The sequence below is a fragment of the Ensifer sp. GW823-FHT05D09 genome (assembly GCF_058795755.1).
This window is the reverse complement of the sequence record NZ_JBXAIA010000007.1, coordinates 70,897-85,565: the sequence shown is the minus strand read 5'-3', so window position 1 is coordinate 85,565 and position 14,669 is coordinate 70,897. Positions and strand designations below refer to the sequence as shown.

Genomic DNA, 14,669 nt, shown 5'->3' with positions numbered 1-14,669 from the left:
GCGATGACGCAGGATCTTGGCGGGCGGTCGATCGCGCAGTTGTCTGCGCTGCTGCAAACCGGTGCGCTCGATCCGCGAGACCTGACAGCCTGGACGCTTGAGCGGATCCGTAGCCACGACGACCAGGCGATCTTCACCATGATCCTGCCGGAGCGGGCGATGCGCGAGGCGGATGCTTCCGCCCGACGCATTGCCGCCGGTCGCCCGCTTGGGCTTCTCGATGGAATTCCCGTCGCGTGGAAGGACCTGTTTGCCATTGCAGGGGTTCCGACGACAGCCGGATCGGCGGTCCTGAAGGACGCGCCGGCAGCGCAAGACGACGCTGACGTGGTAACGGCGCTCGGCCATGCCGGCATGGTCAGTGTCGGACGGGTCAACATGAGCGAGTTCGCGTTTTCCGGGCTCGGCATCAACCCGCATTACGGCACGCCGCGCAATCCGCGCTCGCTCGACGTCGATCGACTGCCGGGCGGCTCGTCCTCCGGTTCCGGCGTCGTGGTTGCCGCCAACCTTGTGCCCGTCTCGATCGGTACGGACACGGGCGGGTCGATCCGCATTCCCGCCGCCTTCAACGGCGTTGTCGGCTACAAGGCGACCCGCGGCCGCTATTCCATGCGTGGTGTTTTTCCGCTCGCCAGGAGCCTGGATTCGCTCGGGCCCCTCTGCCGCACGGTGCAAGATGCCGTCTGGGTCGATGCCGCCATGCGCGGCCTGCCGGCGCCGGAAATCCGCCGTGGTCATCTCGATGGCCTGTCGATCGTCGTGCCGACGACAGTGGTGTTCGATGGGGCCGAGGAGGGTGTCGTCTCCGCTTTCGAGGCAGCAATCGGCCGGCTGCAGCGGGCTGGCGCACATGTACGCCGCCAATCGTTTCCGGCGTTCGAGCGTATCTTCGAGACCCTGGCGCGCCATGGACCGCTGGTGACGGCCGAAGCCTACGCCTTGCATCGATACCGGCTCGAAGGCCCGCAGGCCGCAATGATGGACCAGCGCGTCGTGGCTCGGGCGCGGCTGGGGCAAAAGATCAGCCTTTCCGACTACATCGCCACGCTTGAGATACGCGAGGCGTTGATCGCCGAGGTCGCCTCAAGCGTTGGGCCGAACGAGATTATCGCCATTCCGACGGTCGCGCATGTCGCGCCCGCCACCGATCAGCTTCTCACGGACGATGCCTTGTTCGTCGAAACCAATGCCAAGACCTTGCGCAACACGTTGATCGGTAATTTTCTCGACTGGTGCGGCGTCTCGCTCCCCTGCGGCACTGGCGAGGCCGGCATGCCGGTCGGCCTGCTGCTCTCCGCCCAGCCGCATCACGACGCCCATCTCCTGTCGATGGCGCTTGCGGCGGAAGCGGTGGTGCGCGCCGATTGATCTTTCACTACGCCCAGCGACAAGAGCAAGCGCACTTTGCGACTAGCCGGAGGGCCAAAGGCATAGTCTACTGCTTGAAGACCTCCGGAAACGCCGGTCGCAAAGGCCCTGAAGAGGCTGCGACAGCAAAGGCGACCGGTCAGGAATAATGGGCCGCGATCGGCCGTCGCCTCGGCACCACGGGAACAGCCGAAGCGAAGGGACGGCGGACGGGATGGGAGCTTCGCATGGACGTGAGTTATTCCACGGCAGGCACGGCGGCGCGCGAGCGCAAGCGGTATTGGGACGAAGCGGTATCGAGCACCTACTTTCCGCTCGACCTGCGCTTCCAGAATTCCGCGGAGTTTTCCGGCGACTTGAACGTCTGGGACCTCGGCGCAGTCTCGCTGTCGCGGCTCGATTCCGACGGCCTTCTCTACCGCCGGCAGAAGCGGCACCTGCTGCATGAGCGTGAAGAAAGCTACCTGATCACCGTACCGGAAAAGGCGGAGATCAGTTTCGAGCAAAGCGGCAAGGCCGTGCGCTGCAAGCCGGGCGCCTTCTTGGTCGAGCGCAGCCACTTGCCTTACGAATTCAGCTACACCGCCAAGAACACGCTCTGGGTGCTGAAGGTGCCGATCGCGACGCTGCGCCCGCGTGTCGGCCTGCCCGAACGTATCGCCTCGCTCAGCTTCGATTCCACCCGGGGCACCGGCGCATTGTTCGTCGACATGATCCGGCTGATCGCGCCACGGCTTGTGGAGATGGATGCACCTGCCCGCGACATGACCGGCAAGCATCTTGTCGACATCCTCGCTATGTCGCTCATCTCCGATGAGCGCATGCTGATGTCGGATGCCGGGTCGGTTCAGGTCGGCCACCTGCACCGTGTCGAAAGCTATGTCCGCGCCAACCTTGCCCGTACCGATCTCGGGCCGCAGGTGATCGCCGATGCCTGCGGCATCTCGGTGCGCTATCTGCACCAGTTGATGAAGCGGCAGGGCACGTCCGTGTGCCACTGGATCCGGGTCCAGCGGCTTTTGCGCTGCGACGAGATGTTGCGCGATCCGGCCTGCCGCAAGCTGGTTTCGGAAATCGCCTATGCGCTTGGGTTCAGCGATCACGCGCAGCTCAGCCGCCACTACAAGGCGCATTTCGGCTACAGCCCGAGCGAAGCGCGTGAGCGCTACAGCCTGACGAGCCCCAGCGGCTCCGGCTGAGCCGGGCGGCCGTTCGTTCCAGACACACGCGAGGTGAGCGCGCCCGACCGGGCGAGGGCGAAGCCTTGCCTGCTTTTCAATGAACCGAAGACAGGAGACGAACCTTGCAGAACCTTCGCGTTGCCGTCGATGTCGGTGGCACCTTTACCGACATCTGCATCATGGACGAAACCACCGGCCTGATCCGGGTCGAAAAGACGTCATCGTCGGCAGATCCGATCGACGGCATCATGTCCGGCGTCGAAAAAGCCGGCATCGACCTGTCGAAGGTGGCGCTGTTTTCGCACGGTACCACCGTTGCCACCAATGCACTGATCACGCGGCGCCTGCCGCGAACGGCAATGGTCTGTACCCGCGGCTTCCGCGACGTGATCGAGATCCGCCGCGCCAATAAGGAAGACCTCTGGGATACCTACAAGGACGTGGTGCCACCCTATGTGCCGCGGCGTGACCGGCTGGTCGTCTCCGAACGTATCGACGCGCAGGGCGGGATCGTAGAAACGCTCGACGAGGACGAAGCCCGTGAAGTCGCGCGCATTCTCAAGCGCCGCAATGTCGCGGCCGTCGCCGTCTGCTTCATGAACGCCTTCATGAACGGTGCCAACGAGCGGCGGATGAAGGAAATCCTGATGGAGGTGATGCCCGGCGTACCGGTGTCGACCTCGTCGGAAGTCCTGCCCGAAATCTTCGAACATGAGCGGTTCTCGACCACGGTCGCCAATGCGGCGCTCAGCCCCGTCGTCGTCGACTACACCTCGAGGCTCGGCAAGCGGCTACAGCAGGACGGCTACGAGCGCGACCTTTTGCTGCTGCACACGGGCGGCGGGGTGATGACGCCGAAGAGCGTCGAAGACTTTGCTGCGCGCCTCGCCGGCTCCGGCATCGCTGCCGGCGCGATCGCCAGCAAATACATCGCCGAACTCTGCGGCTTCAGGAACTCGATCGGCCTCGACATGGGCGGCACCTCGACCGACGTGTCGCTTGCCTATGACGGCCAGTCGCGCATCACCAAGGACTGGTTCATCGAATTCGGCTATCCGATCCGCTTTTCGTCCATCGAGGTTCTGACCATCGGCGCCGGCGGCGGTTCGCTCGCCTGGACCGATGAGGCGGGATCGCTGCGCAACGGGCCGCAATCGGCGGGCGCCAATCCCGGCCCGGCCTGCTATGCCAAGGGCAACCGCCAGCCGACCAACACCGATGCCAATGTCGTGCTGGGCCGCCTTGGTACCAGCCTGGCCGGCGGCAAGATCACGCTTGATGCGGACCTGGCGCTTCAGGCCGTCCGCGAGGGCGTGGCCGAGCCGTTCGGGCTCGAGCCGCATGCGGCCGCCGATGCCATCATCCGAGTGGCCAATGCCAACATGTCTGACGCTGTGCGGCTGATCTCGATCAGCCGCGGCTATGACCCGCGCGACTTTGCGCTGGTTGCTTTCGGCGGTGCAGGCGCCCTGCATGGCGCGGCGATCGCCCGCGAGCTGTCTATCCCCGCCGTCATCGTTCCGCCGAACCCCGGTGTCACCTCGGCGCTCGGCTGCCTTCTCGTCGACATGCAGCATGATTTTTCCGAGAGCTATCTGAAGCCGGCTAACGACGCCGACGCAACGGCTATCGAAGAGGCCTTCATCCGCCTCGAACAGGAAGCGCTGGAACGGCTCGCGCATGAGGGTGTGGCCGACAAGGATGTGGTGCTCCAGCGCAGCATCGACATGATGTATCTCGGACAGTGGCGGTCGCTCGCTGTCTCCGCGCCGTCGCCTGTCACCGACATCGCGCCGCTGGTCGAAGCCTTCCATCGTGAGCATCAGCGCGAATACAATTTCCGCCGTGACGAGACACCCGTCAGCCTGTTCCGCATCAACCTGAAGGCAGTCGGCATGGTGCCGAAGGCATCTCTTGCCAAGCACGTGCCGACCGGACTGATCCCTACGCCGAAGACGCGGCGCAGTGTCTGGTTTGCAGCCGACGCCGCGGTCGATACGCCCGTTTACGAGCGCGAGACGCTGCCCGCAGGCTTCGTCTTCAAGGGGCCTGCCATCGTCGAACAGCTTGATTCCACCGTCGTCGTCCCGCCGGGAACGACCGCGGAAGTGGACACATACCTCAACATCATCATCCGCATCGAAGGTGAAGCGAATGTCTGAACAGCAAAACCTTGACCCGGTGACCTTCGAGGTCCTGAAAAACTCCTTCATCACCAGCGTCGACCAGATGGCCGAGCAGATCTTGAGAACCTGCTATTCCTTCGTCATCTACAACCGCGACTTTTCGAGCGCCCTTCACGATGCCGAAGGCAATTCGGCAGCCCAGGGCAACCAGGACATCGCCGTCCATGTCGGTACGCTGCACTTCACCTGCAAGGACGTGATCCGCGCCTTCGACGGCGACATGCATCCGGGCGACGTCTACGCGATCAACGATCCCTATGCCGGTGGCACCCATTTCAACGACGTTCGGCTGATCCGGCCGATCTTCGTCGACGGCAGGATCATCGCCTTCAGCCAGTCGAACGGACACTGGTCGGATCTCGGCGGCAGCGTGCCCGGCTCCTTCGACGTCGCGGCCAAGGAAATGTTCAAGGAGGGCATGCGCATCACGCCGATCCGTCTGTTCGACAAGGGGCGGTTCTGCAAGGACGTCGCTCATCTGATCGCCTCCAACACCCGCGACCCGGCCTCGATCATTGGTGATATTCATGCGCAGGCGCAGGCGACCCAGGTCTGCGAGCGCGAGATCCTGCGGCTCGTCGGCAAATACGGCGAGGGCACCGTCAAGCAGGGGCTTGGCGCTGTGCAGGATTATGTCGAGCGGGCCATGCGCCAGCGCATCGCCGCGCTGCCCGACGGCGAGTGGGAAACGCAGGACTTCATCGACCGCGATCCGGCCGGCAACGAAGGCATGATCCCGATCAAGGTCAAGCTGACGATCAAGGGCGATCGGGCGATCTACGACTTCACCGGCAGCCATCCGACCATCGGCTCGATCTACAATTCGGCCTTCGGCGCGACCTTCTCGGCGGTGGCGGCCGGCATGAAGACCTTCTTCCCAGATCTGCCGCTCAACAGCGGCTTCTACCGGGTGTTCGAAATCATCGCGCAGGAAGGCTCGATCGTTGACGCCAAATGGCCGGTGGCCGTTACCGGCTTCCTCATGCCTTTCGAGAAGATCATGAACGCGATCTACGAGATCTGGTCGAAGATCATTCCGGAGCGCGCCATCGCCTGCGCCTTCAATCTCGAATATCTCCTGACCGGCGGGCGCGACGCGCGGGCGGCGGAAAAGCCGATCTTCATGTTCTATGACTGGTTGCCGGGCGGCTGGGGCGGACGCAACGGCATGGACGGTTGCAATGTGACGACCGCCTGCTTCGGAACCGGACTAATGGCCCAGCCGGTCGAAGGGCAGGAACGGGCAAATCCGATCCTGACCACCGAATTCGAGGTGCTGACGGATTCGGCCGGCCCGGGGAAATGGCGCGGTGGCGCCGGGGTGATGAAGACCTCCCGCATGCTGGAGGCCGAAAACACCGTCATTTCCTATATCTGCGACCGCGAGCGCGCCATCGTCTGGGGCATCGAGGGCGGCTTGCCCTCCATGCCGCACGGATTGACGTTGACGCGGGAAAAGACCGGCAGGAAGGAGTGGCTCGGCGCCACCTTCTCCGACGTGGCAATCGAGGCCGGCGATATCTTCTCGCGCCCGACCGCCGGCGGCGGCGGCTTCGGCGATCCGCTGGAGCGCGATGCGCAGCGTGTCCTTGCCGATGTCATCGACGACTATGTGTCGGTCGAGCGGGCGGCCAAGGACTATGGCGTCGTCATTAGCCCCATCGATCCGGAAATCTGCGCCTACGAGATCGATGCGGCGGCGACTGCCGCGTTGCGACGACAGATCAGGGCTGAGCGCCTGGGCTGGCTTGAGACGGATCCAGCCGAGATCTCGGCGCGATTCAAGGCCGGCGAGATCGACGCACTTGACGCGGTTCGCCGCCACGCCGTCATCCTCGACTGGGACACGGGCGATCTGCTGCCCGTATCCACCGAACAGTTTCGCGACATGTATCGCAAGCGCTCAGCCGCCTGCTGGCAGTAACAACGCAAACGACGCGGCCGGTGGGCGGAGCGCCCACTCGGTAGACAGGGGGACGGCATGGCAGGTGTTACGATCGTCGCGGCCACGGAGGCCGACAGATCCGCGTGGAACGAGCTTCACGCGGGGTTCGCCGCCTTCTATGGCGTTCATCAGACCGACGAGATGCGGGACCGGGTCTGGGGCTGGATCCGCGACGGTGCGCTCGAATGCAGGCTGGCGCTCGATGGCTCCGGCCGCCCGATCGGGTTGACGCACTTTCGCGAATACATCCGGCCTCTCTTGGCTGCGCGCGGCGGCTTCCTCGACGATCTCTTCGTGGCGCCCGAGGCGCGCGGCAGCGGGGCGGCCCCAGCCCTCATTCGGGCCGTCGCCGATATCGGACGAGAGCGTGGCTGGTCTGTCATCCGCTGGATCACGCGCGACAACAACTACAGGGCTCGCGGCCTCTACGATCAGTTGGCCACCAGAACCGATTGGCTGACCTATGATATTGCCTTGTAACACATTGAAACCGGAGATGCCGATGACCGCACAGCCCAATTCCACCGAAGCGCGGGACATGGCCTACCATCTCCATTCCTACACCAACCCGCGCAAGCTCGAGCGGGAAGGGCCGCTGATCATCGGCCGCGGCGAAGGCATCCACGTCTTCGACAACAGCGGCAAGCGTTATATCGAGGGTATGGCTGGGCTCTGGAGCGTGGCCGTCGGCTTCGGCGAGAAGCGGCTGGTCGAGGCCGCGCGTCGCCAGATGGACAAGCTTCCCTATTACCATACCTTCTCGCAGAAAGCGCACGGGCCGGTGGTGGATCTGGCGGAGAAGCTCATCGGCATGGCGCCGGTGCCGATGTCCAAGGTCTATTTCGCCAATTCCGGATCCGAGGCGAACGATACCGCGATCAAACTGGTCTGGTACCGCTCCAACGCGCTTGGAAGACCGGAAAAGAAGAAGATCATTTCGCGCATCAAGGGCTATCATGGTGTAACAGCGCTGAGCGCCAGCCTGACAGGGCTGCCCAACAATCATCGCTCCTTCGACCTGCCGTTTGCCAACATCCTGCACACCACCTGCCCGCACTACCGCACCGGTGCCGAACCCGGCCAGGACGAGCTTGCCTTTTCGCGCTGCTGCGCCGAAGAGCTGGAGGCGCTTGTCCTTGAGGAGGGCCCGGAGACGATCGCCGCCTTCATCGGTGAACCGGTCATGGGTGCCGGCGGTGTCATCGTTCCGCCCGAGGGCTATTGGGCGGCGATCCAGGACGTGCTGCGCAAATACGACATCCTGTTGATAGCCGACGAAGTGATCTGCGGCTTCGGGCGCACCGGCAACATGTTCGGCTCAGAGACCTTCGGCATGCGCCCTGATATCATGACGCTCTCCAAGCAGCTGTCGTCGTCCTACCAGCCGATCGCGGCGCTCATGATCAACGACAGTGTCTATGAGCCGATCGCCAATGAGGCCGACCGGATCGGCGCGCTCGGGCACGGATTTACCGCGAGCGGCCATCCGGTCGCCGCTGCCGTATCGCTCGAAAACCTCGCGATCATCGAGGAGAAGGACCTGGTCGGCAACGTCCGCCGCCTCGCACCGCATTTCCTTGGTCGTCTGAATGCGCTCGAACGGCACCCGCTGGCGGTCGAAGCGCGCGGCATCGGCCTCATCGGTGCGCTTGAGCTTGAGGCGGCGGATGGCGCGGCCGCTGGCGCAACCGGCGCCCGGGTAGGAGCGATCCTGCAGAGGAACGGGCTGATCTGCCGCAATATCGGCGATTCCATCGCCTTTTGCCCACCGATGATCATCACCGCGGCCGAGATCGACGAGATGTTCGATATCGTCGAGGCGAGCCTTGGCGAGCTCGGTCAGCAGGCAGCGGCATAAGGGCCTCCATGTCGGGCCTACGTCAGATAGCGGGCCGCCAACACGCCGGCCCGCAGACGTTTCTGATAAAAGAAGATCTTCGCAACGAAGCAGTTGAAAGCCGAAGGTGCGCGCTTTCCTTCGGTTGCATCTTCATCCTTCGTCGTAGCTAAAAGACGCAGATTGACACGCCTTCAATCCTGGACATATCATTAAGTCAAATTACTTGACTTATTAATGCGTCATCGAAACCTGGAGGGGAGTTCGTCATGTCGGCAGTCGAGGAAATGCGGTCCAGACCAATTGCAGGAGGGACCGGAGGGATCATTCATTCAGTGACGGCAAGGTTGTTCGGTGGGGCCATGGCCGCATCGTTGGCCCTGCTTGCGGCGGGCCAGGTACAGGCCGAGTCCGTTCTGACCATGCACATCGAAGAGCAGACGAGCTGGGTGCAGAATTTTAACCCGTTCGATCTCGGCGGGCGGCGCCAGAGCACCATGGACTTCGTCTACGAGCCGCTCGTCATCTTCAACGACTACGACGGCGGCAAGCCCGTCTGGCGGCTGGCGACCGGCTACAAGTTTGCCGACGACCTGAAGTCGATCACCTACACGCTGCGCGACGGCGTGAAGTGGTCGGACGGCAAGCCGCTGACATCGGCCGATATGAAATTCACACTTGAACTGATGCTGAAGAACCCGGCCGTCGATATCGTCGGCGTCGGTGAGAGCGTCGCCTCCGTCGAGGCGGTGTCGCCGACCGAGGTCAAGATCAATCTCAAGGACGTCGATACCCACTTCCCGGAATCACTCGCCGACTTTCCTGTGGTGCCCGAGCATATCTGGAAGGACGTCGGCGATCCGCTCGCCTTCAAGAACGAGAAGCCTGTCGGTTCCGGCCCGATGACCGAGATCCGCCGCTTCACGCCGCAGGTCTACGAGCAATGCCGCAATCCCAATTACTGGGACGCAGCGACGCTGAAGGTCGATTGCCTCAAGCTGCCGCAGATTGCCGGCAACGATCAGATGCTGGCGCTCCTGCCCGAAGGCGGCCTCGACTGGTTCGGCTCGTTCCTGCCGCAGATCGACAAGACCTATGTCGGCCTCGATCCGGAACACAACGCCTATTGGCAGCCGCCGGCCGAAACCGTCTCGTTCCAGATGAACCTCAAGTCGGCCAATGCCGGTAACGCTGAAGCGTTCAATGACATAACCTTCCGCCGCGCCTTCAGCCTGGCGATGGACCGCACATCGATGGTCGATATTGCCGGCTTCGGCTACCCCGTCGTCAATGCGCATGCGAGCGGGCTGCCGCCGCGTTTCGATAGCTGGCGCAACAAGGCGGCCGAGGCGGCCCAGGACGAATGGCTCGCCTATGATATCGACCGAGCCAACAAGCTGCTTGACGATGCCGGCTACAAGAAGGACGGCGAAGGCTTCCGCACGACGCCGAGCGGCAAGCCGATCACGTTCCCGATCATCGTCCCCAACGGCTGGACCGACTGGATCGATGCGGTCCAGATCGCCGCCGAAGGCCTGCGCAAGATTGGCATCAATGCTTCGGTGGCGACGCCGGAATACGAGCAATGGCAGAAGCAGATTCTCGACGGCTCGTTTGAAGCGGTAATGAATTCGCGTGCTGACGGGCCGACGCCGTTCCGCGGCTACTTCCAATCGCTGTCGACCGCTTTCGGCGGACGCATCACCAGCGCCCCCTCGCGTTACTCCAATCCGGAACTCGACAAGGTGTTCGACAACTACCGACGGGCGACGACGGACGAGGACCGCAAGAAGCTGTTTGACGAGGTGCAACTGATCGTCGCTGACAATCTACCCGTCGTTCCCGTCTTCAACGGTCCGACCTGGTATCAGTTCTCGACCAAGCGCTTCACCGGCTGGGTCTCGAAGGAAGAACCGGCGATGAATCCTGAGGATCACGACAACAACCGCATGCGGCTGGTGCATTTGCTGCGGCTGAAGCCGGTCGAATAGAGCCAGGGAAGGGCTGACGGATGCGGCTTCCCCGCCGACGGCTTGCCGTCTACTGCGTCGCGTTCCTGTTTGCGATCGTGATGAACTTTGCGGTTCCCCGGCTGATGCCGGGGAGCCCCGTCGACAGCATGATCGCCCAACTCGGCCCGCGGGCAACGCCCGCGGCCATCGCGGCGATCAAGGCGCGTTTCGGCGCCATCGAGCAGCCGATGTGGCAGCAGTTCGTCGACTATATCGTCGGGCTGGCGCATTTCGATCTCGGCGTGTCGGTGAAATATTATCCCCAGACAGTGCTGGAGGTCCTTGGCCGGTCGGCCGGCTGGACGGCGTTCCTCGTCGTGACCGCCATCGTTTTTTCACTGTCGATCGGGGTTTCGCTAGGGGCACTTGCCGCCTGGCGTCGCGGTGGCCGTTTCGACAGCTTCGTCTCGCCGTTTTCGGTGGTGATGATCGCGGTGCCGCCCGTCATCATCGCGCTGGCGACGCTGTTTATCTTCGGCGTCACGTTGCGCCTGCTGCCGGTCGGCTATGCCTATGACCCGAACCTCGATCCAGGGCTCAATTTCACGTTCTTCGGCAGCGTTTTCCTGCATGCGATCATGCCGGTTCTCACCCTTTCGCCCTACCTGATCGGTGAGTTCCAGACGACCATGCGCTCCAGCATGATCTCGGTGCTCGGCGAGGATTATGTCACCATGGGGAGAGCCAAGGGGCTGTCGGAAACCGCCGTGATGTTCGGCTATGCCGCCCGCAACGCCATGCTGCCGGTCTTGACCAATCTGGCGCTGATGCTCGGCGCGGTGTTCGGCGGGTCGATAGTCACCGAGATCGTCTTCAACTATCCCGGCCTCGGCCTCACGCTCTATACCGCCAGCGTCGCGCGCGACTACCCCGTCATCCAGGGCCAGCTGCTGCTGATGACCTTGGCGACGCTCGGGGCAAACCTGCTTGTCGACATCCTCTATGGCGTCGTCGATCCGCGCATTCGGGAGGGGCGGGCATGACCTCAGGTCTCGCATTATTGTGGCGGCAGAAGAAGGCCGTCGCCGGTCTCGCCATCATCGTCGCACTTTGCCTGATGGCGCTGCTGGCGCCGGTAATCGCGCCGGGCGACCCCGGCGAACGGGTCGGACGCTCGCATCAGCCACCGACCGTCGAACATGTGTTCGGCACCACCAAGATGGGACGCGACGTCTATTCCCAGTTCGTCTGGGGCGCGCGCCCTTCGCTTGCCGTCGGTTTCGCCACCGGCCTCGCCATCACCGCGCTCGGCACGATCGTCGGGCTGGTCGCCGGTTACTTCGGCGGGCGTACCGACGCCACGCTTGATCTCGCGACCAACGCCGTGCTCGTCATTCCCAACATCCCGCTCCTGATCTTGCTCGCCTCCTTTGCGGGCACAGTCGGGCCACTGGCGATCATGGCGATCATCGCGCTCACCTCATGGCCCTGGGGCGCGCGCATGACGCGCTCGCAGACGCTGGCGCTGCGCAACCGTGAATTCGTCGTCGCCGCCCGCATGGTCGGCGAACCGCACTGGCGGGTGATTTTCGTCGAAATCCTGCCCAATCTCGTGCCGCTGATCGGCATCAACGTCGTCGGCAGCATCATCTACGCCATCGTCGCCCAGACGACGCTCGAATATCTCGGCTTCGGCGATCCCCTGCGCGTCACCTGGGGCACGATGCTCTACAACGCCCAGAACTCGTCGGCGATCATCATCGGCGCCTGGTGGGATATCGGCGCGCCGGCTGCCGGTATCGCCTTGGTCGGTCTTGGTCTCGCGCTTCTCAACTTCACATTCGACGAGATCGCCAATCCGCAGCTTCGTTCAGGCCCTGCGCTTAGCCGTTGGCTACGGCTGAACCGGCGGCGCAATCGGGCGCTGGAGGTGGGACAATGAGCGAGCCGCTGCTGCAGGTGCGCAATCTGGATGTCGATTACCTCACCGACGACGGCGCCTTTCGCGCCGTCCGGAACGTTTCCTTCGACATCAACCGCGGCGAATTGTTCGGGCTTGCCGGCGAATCCGGTTGCGGCAAGAGCACCATCGCGTTTGCGATCACCCGCCTGTCGAAGCCGCCGGCCTGGGTGGCGGGAGGCGAGATCCTGCTCGAAGGCCGCGACCTGCTGCAGATGCCGGAAACGGCCCTCCAGGATGTGCGCTGGCGACGCATCGGCATGGTGTTCCAAAGCGCGATGAACTCGCTCAATCCGCTGATGCGGGTCGAGGCGCAGTTCCATGACGTCCTTGCCCGCCATACCGGCGCGACGCGGGCACAGACGCGGGCACGCGCCGAGGAGATGTTTCGTCTGGTCGGCATTCCGACCAGCCGGCTCGACGACTACCCGCATCAGTTCAGCGGCGGCATGCGCCAGCGCATCGTCATCGCGATCTGCCTGGCGCTTCGGCCACAGCTGATCATCATGGACGAGCCGACGACGGCGCTCGACGTGGTTGTGCAGCGCGAAATTCTTGAGCAGGTCGTCGACCTGCAATGCACACACGGTTTCTCGGTGCTATTCATCACCCACGACCTGCATCTGATGGCGCAGCTCTGCCATCGCATCGGGGTAATGCTGAATGGCGAACTGGTCGAGGTCGGTGACGTCAGGCAGATCAGCCGGACGCCCGCGCATGACTATACGCGCAGGCTCTGGGGGGCGATCCCGCAGTTGCCCGCTTCCGTCAGGAGATTGGGGGCCGTAGAATGAACGTCATGCCCGTCGCTTCACCTGTCGTGCCGACGCCAACCGACGCGATCGTCCAGCTCGAGGCGATCGCGCGCAGTTTTGGTCATGTCGAGGCGCTCCGCGGCATCTCGCTGGCGCTGAGACCGGGCCGTGCGCTGGCTCTGGTCGGCGAATCCGGCTGCGGCAAGACGACATGCGCCCGCATCATCGCGCGCATGGATGCTCCGACCGCGGGATCGATGCAGTTTCGCGGCCGCGATATCACCACCGTCGGGAACGCTGCCGACGAGAAAGCCTATCGCCGCGCCGTCCAGATGGTGTTCCAGGATCCATTCGCATCGCTCAATCCTGTCTTCACGGTCTATCATCACCTGGCAAGACCGCTCGCCCTGCACGGTCACGCCAGGGGCAGGGCGCAGTTGCGGCAGGCCGTCGACACGCTGTTGAGCGATGTCGGTCTCGACCCGGCCCTGACCGCGCACAAGTTTCCGCATGCGCTTTCCGGTGGCCAACGCCAGCGCGTCAACATCGCCCGGGCGCTCGCCGTTCGGCCCGACGTCCTCGTCGCCGACGAGCCGACATCGATGCTCGACGTCTCGATCCGACTGGATATCCTCGAACTGCTGGCCGGCATCAAACGCGATCGCGCTCTCGCCATGCTCTACATCACCCACGATATTGCGACGGCCGCGCACATTGCCGAAGACGTGGTGGTGATGTTTGCGGGCCAGATGGTCGAATGGGGCGAGACGGAAGCGGTGATCGGCGATGCGCGTCACCCCTATACGCAACTGCTGCTCTCTGCAGTTCCCGATCCCGATCGCCCCTTTGTGCCGGGCGCCAGCGCCCGCTTTCTCGGTCATGCCGAGGAAGTCCGTCGCATCAGCCGCCCGGTCTCCAGCGTGGTCGAACAGGTCGGCTCCAACCACTTCGTGCGCGCGCTTGGCGCCGCCTAACGCTCAGTACAACAGGTTTGCTCATGGATTATCTCGTCAATCTATCTCTGCTTCGACCAAATCCCGACCTCGACCTGCGGATGGCGGCGGCCGGGGTGACGATCAGGCGCGCTTTGGCGCCCGAGTTCGAACTGGTGACCGCGTGGGTTCGGGAAAAATTCGGTGCGGGTTGGGCTGGCGAGACCGCCGTTGCTCTCGCCCGTCAGCCTCCGACCTGCTTTCTCGCCACGCGAAACGGGCGTCTCCTTGGCTTTGCCTGCCATGAATCGATCGCGCGTGGGTTCTTCGGTCCGACCGGCGTCGATGAGGCGGCCCGCGGCGAAGGCATCGGGCACGCGTTGCTGCTTGCCTCTCTGCTCGATTTGAAGACGATGGGCTACGCCTACGCCATCATCGGCGATGTCGGGCCGTCGGAGTTCTACGAGAAGACCGTCGATGCGATGCCGATCCCCAATTCCGCGCCCGGCATTTACGCCGGCATGCTCAAGATCGACGAATAGCCCTGCAG

General features: G+C 63.6%; 12 protein-coding genes. All 12 read left to right on the top strand.

Going from position 1 to position 14,669, the window contains the following annotated elements:
* The first annotated feature begins 3 nt into the window (after positions 1-3).
* The 12 genes from AC1Q80_RS19910 (at position 4) to AC1Q80_RS19855 (ending at position 14,661) form a co-directional block, all read left to right on the top strand.
* Positions 4-1,371: an amidase gene (locus AC1Q80_RS19910; protein WP_492361559.1), complete on the top strand. Its 1,368-nt coding sequence runs from the start codon at positions 4-6 to the stop codon at positions 1,369-1,371.
* Positions 1,372-1,598: 227 nt separating this feature from the next.
* Complete coding sequence (locus AC1Q80_RS19905) at positions 1,599-2,570, top strand: AraC-like ligand-binding domain-containing protein (protein ID WP_209788735.1); 972 nt, start codon at positions 1,599-1,601, stop codon at positions 2,568-2,570.
* Positions 2,571-2,674: 104 nt separating this feature from the next.
* Positions 2,675-4,714, top strand: a complete 2,040-nt coding sequence (locus AC1Q80_RS19900) for a hydantoinase/oxoprolinase family protein (RefSeq protein WP_492361558.1) — start codon at positions 2,675-2,677, stop codon at positions 4,712-4,714.
* On the top strand, positions 4,707-6,662 hold the full coding sequence (locus AC1Q80_RS19895) for a hydantoinase B/oxoprolinase family protein (RefSeq protein WP_492361557.1): 1,956 nt from the start codon (positions 4,707-4,709) through the stop codon (positions 6,660-6,662). The genes AC1Q80_RS19900 and AC1Q80_RS19895 overlap by 8 nt, the downstream gene beginning before the upstream one ends.
* A 57-nt stretch (positions 6,663-6,719) precedes the next feature.
* Positions 6,720-7,163 (top strand): GNAT family N-acetyltransferase, encoded by a 444-nt coding sequence (locus tag AC1Q80_RS19890; protein WP_173421216.1) that lies wholly within the window; start codon positions 6,720-6,722, stop codon positions 7,161-7,163.
* Between the two features lie 22 nt (positions 7,164-7,185).
* Positions 7,186-8,541 carry an aspartate aminotransferase family protein gene (locus tag AC1Q80_RS19885; protein ID WP_492361556.1) on the top strand — a complete coding sequence of 452 codons (1,356 nt, stop codon included), beginning with the start codon at positions 7,186-7,188 and terminating at the stop codon, positions 8,539-8,541.
* A 341-nt stretch (positions 8,542-8,882) separates the two neighbouring features.
* Entirely contained in the window at positions 8,883-10,511 is a 1,629-nt protein-coding gene (locus tag AC1Q80_RS19880) for an ABC transporter substrate-binding protein (protein WP_492361555.1), read from the top strand.
* Positions 10,512-10,531: 20 nt separating this feature from the next.
* A complete protein-coding gene (locus AC1Q80_RS19875) occupies positions 10,532-11,515 on the top strand; it encodes an ABC transporter permease (protein ID WP_173421213.1) in 984 nt (327 codons plus the stop codon).
* Positions 11,512-12,414: an ABC transporter permease gene (locus AC1Q80_RS19870; RefSeq protein ID WP_173421212.1), complete on the top strand. Its 903-nt coding sequence runs from the start codon at positions 11,512-11,514 to the stop codon at positions 12,412-12,414. The genes AC1Q80_RS19875 and AC1Q80_RS19870 overlap by 4 nt, the downstream gene beginning before the upstream one ends.
* Positions 12,411-13,226, top strand: a complete 816-nt coding sequence (locus tag AC1Q80_RS19865; protein ID WP_492361554.1) for an ABC transporter ATP-binding protein — start codon at positions 12,411-12,413, stop codon at positions 13,224-13,226. Before AC1Q80_RS19870 ends, AC1Q80_RS19865 begins: the two co-directional genes overlap by 4 nt.
* 5 nt (positions 13,227-13,231) lie before the next feature.
* Positions 13,232-14,161: an ABC transporter ATP-binding protein gene (locus AC1Q80_RS19860; protein ID WP_427858286.1), complete on the top strand. Its 930-nt coding sequence runs from the start codon at positions 13,232-13,234 to the stop codon at positions 14,159-14,161.
* A 23-nt stretch (positions 14,162-14,184) separates the two neighbouring features.
* Positions 14,185-14,661: a GNAT family N-acetyltransferase gene (locus AC1Q80_RS19855; protein WP_173421209.1), complete on the top strand. Its 477-nt coding sequence runs from the start codon at positions 14,185-14,187 to the stop codon at positions 14,659-14,661.
* The last annotated feature ends 8 nt before the right edge of the window (positions 14,662-14,669 follow it).

Coding starts and splice junctions, on each gene's coding strand:
- AC1Q80_RS19910 (WP_492361559.1), top strand. CDS start 4: ATGACGCAGGATCTTGGCGGGCGGTCGATCGCGCAGTTGTCTGCGCTG.
- AC1Q80_RS19905 (WP_209788735.1), top strand. CDS start 1,599: ATGGACGTGAGTTATTCCACGGCAGGCACGGCGGCGCGCGAGCGCAAG.
- AC1Q80_RS19895 (WP_492361557.1), top strand. CDS start 4,707: ATGTCTGAACAGCAAAACCTTGACCCGGTGACCTTCGAGGTCCTGAAA.
- AC1Q80_RS19890 (WP_173421216.1), top strand. CDS start 6,720: ATGGCAGGTGTTACGATCGTCGCGGCCACGGAGGCCGACAGATCCGCG.
- AC1Q80_RS19885 (WP_492361556.1), top strand. CDS start 7,186: ATGACCGCACAGCCCAATTCCACCGAAGCGCGGGACATGGCCTACCAT.
- AC1Q80_RS19880 (WP_492361555.1), top strand. CDS start 8,883: ATGGCCGCATCGTTGGCCCTGCTTGCGGCGGGCCAGGTACAGGCCGAG.
- AC1Q80_RS19875 (WP_173421213.1), top strand. CDS start 10,532: ATGCGGCTTCCCCGCCGACGGCTTGCCGTCTACTGCGTCGCGTTCCTG.
- AC1Q80_RS19870 (WP_173421212.1), top strand. CDS start 11,512: ATGACCTCAGGTCTCGCATTATTGTGGCGGCAGAAGAAGGCCGTCGCC.
- AC1Q80_RS19865 (WP_492361554.1), top strand. CDS start 12,411: ATGAGCGAGCCGCTGCTGCAGGTGCGCAATCTGGATGTCGATTACCTC.
- AC1Q80_RS19860 (WP_427858286.1), top strand. CDS start 13,232: ATGCCCGTCGCTTCACCTGTCGTGCCGACGCCAACCGACGCGATCGTC.
- AC1Q80_RS19855 (WP_173421209.1), top strand. CDS start 14,185: ATGGATTATCTCGTCAATCTATCTCTGCTTCGACCAAATCCCGACCTC.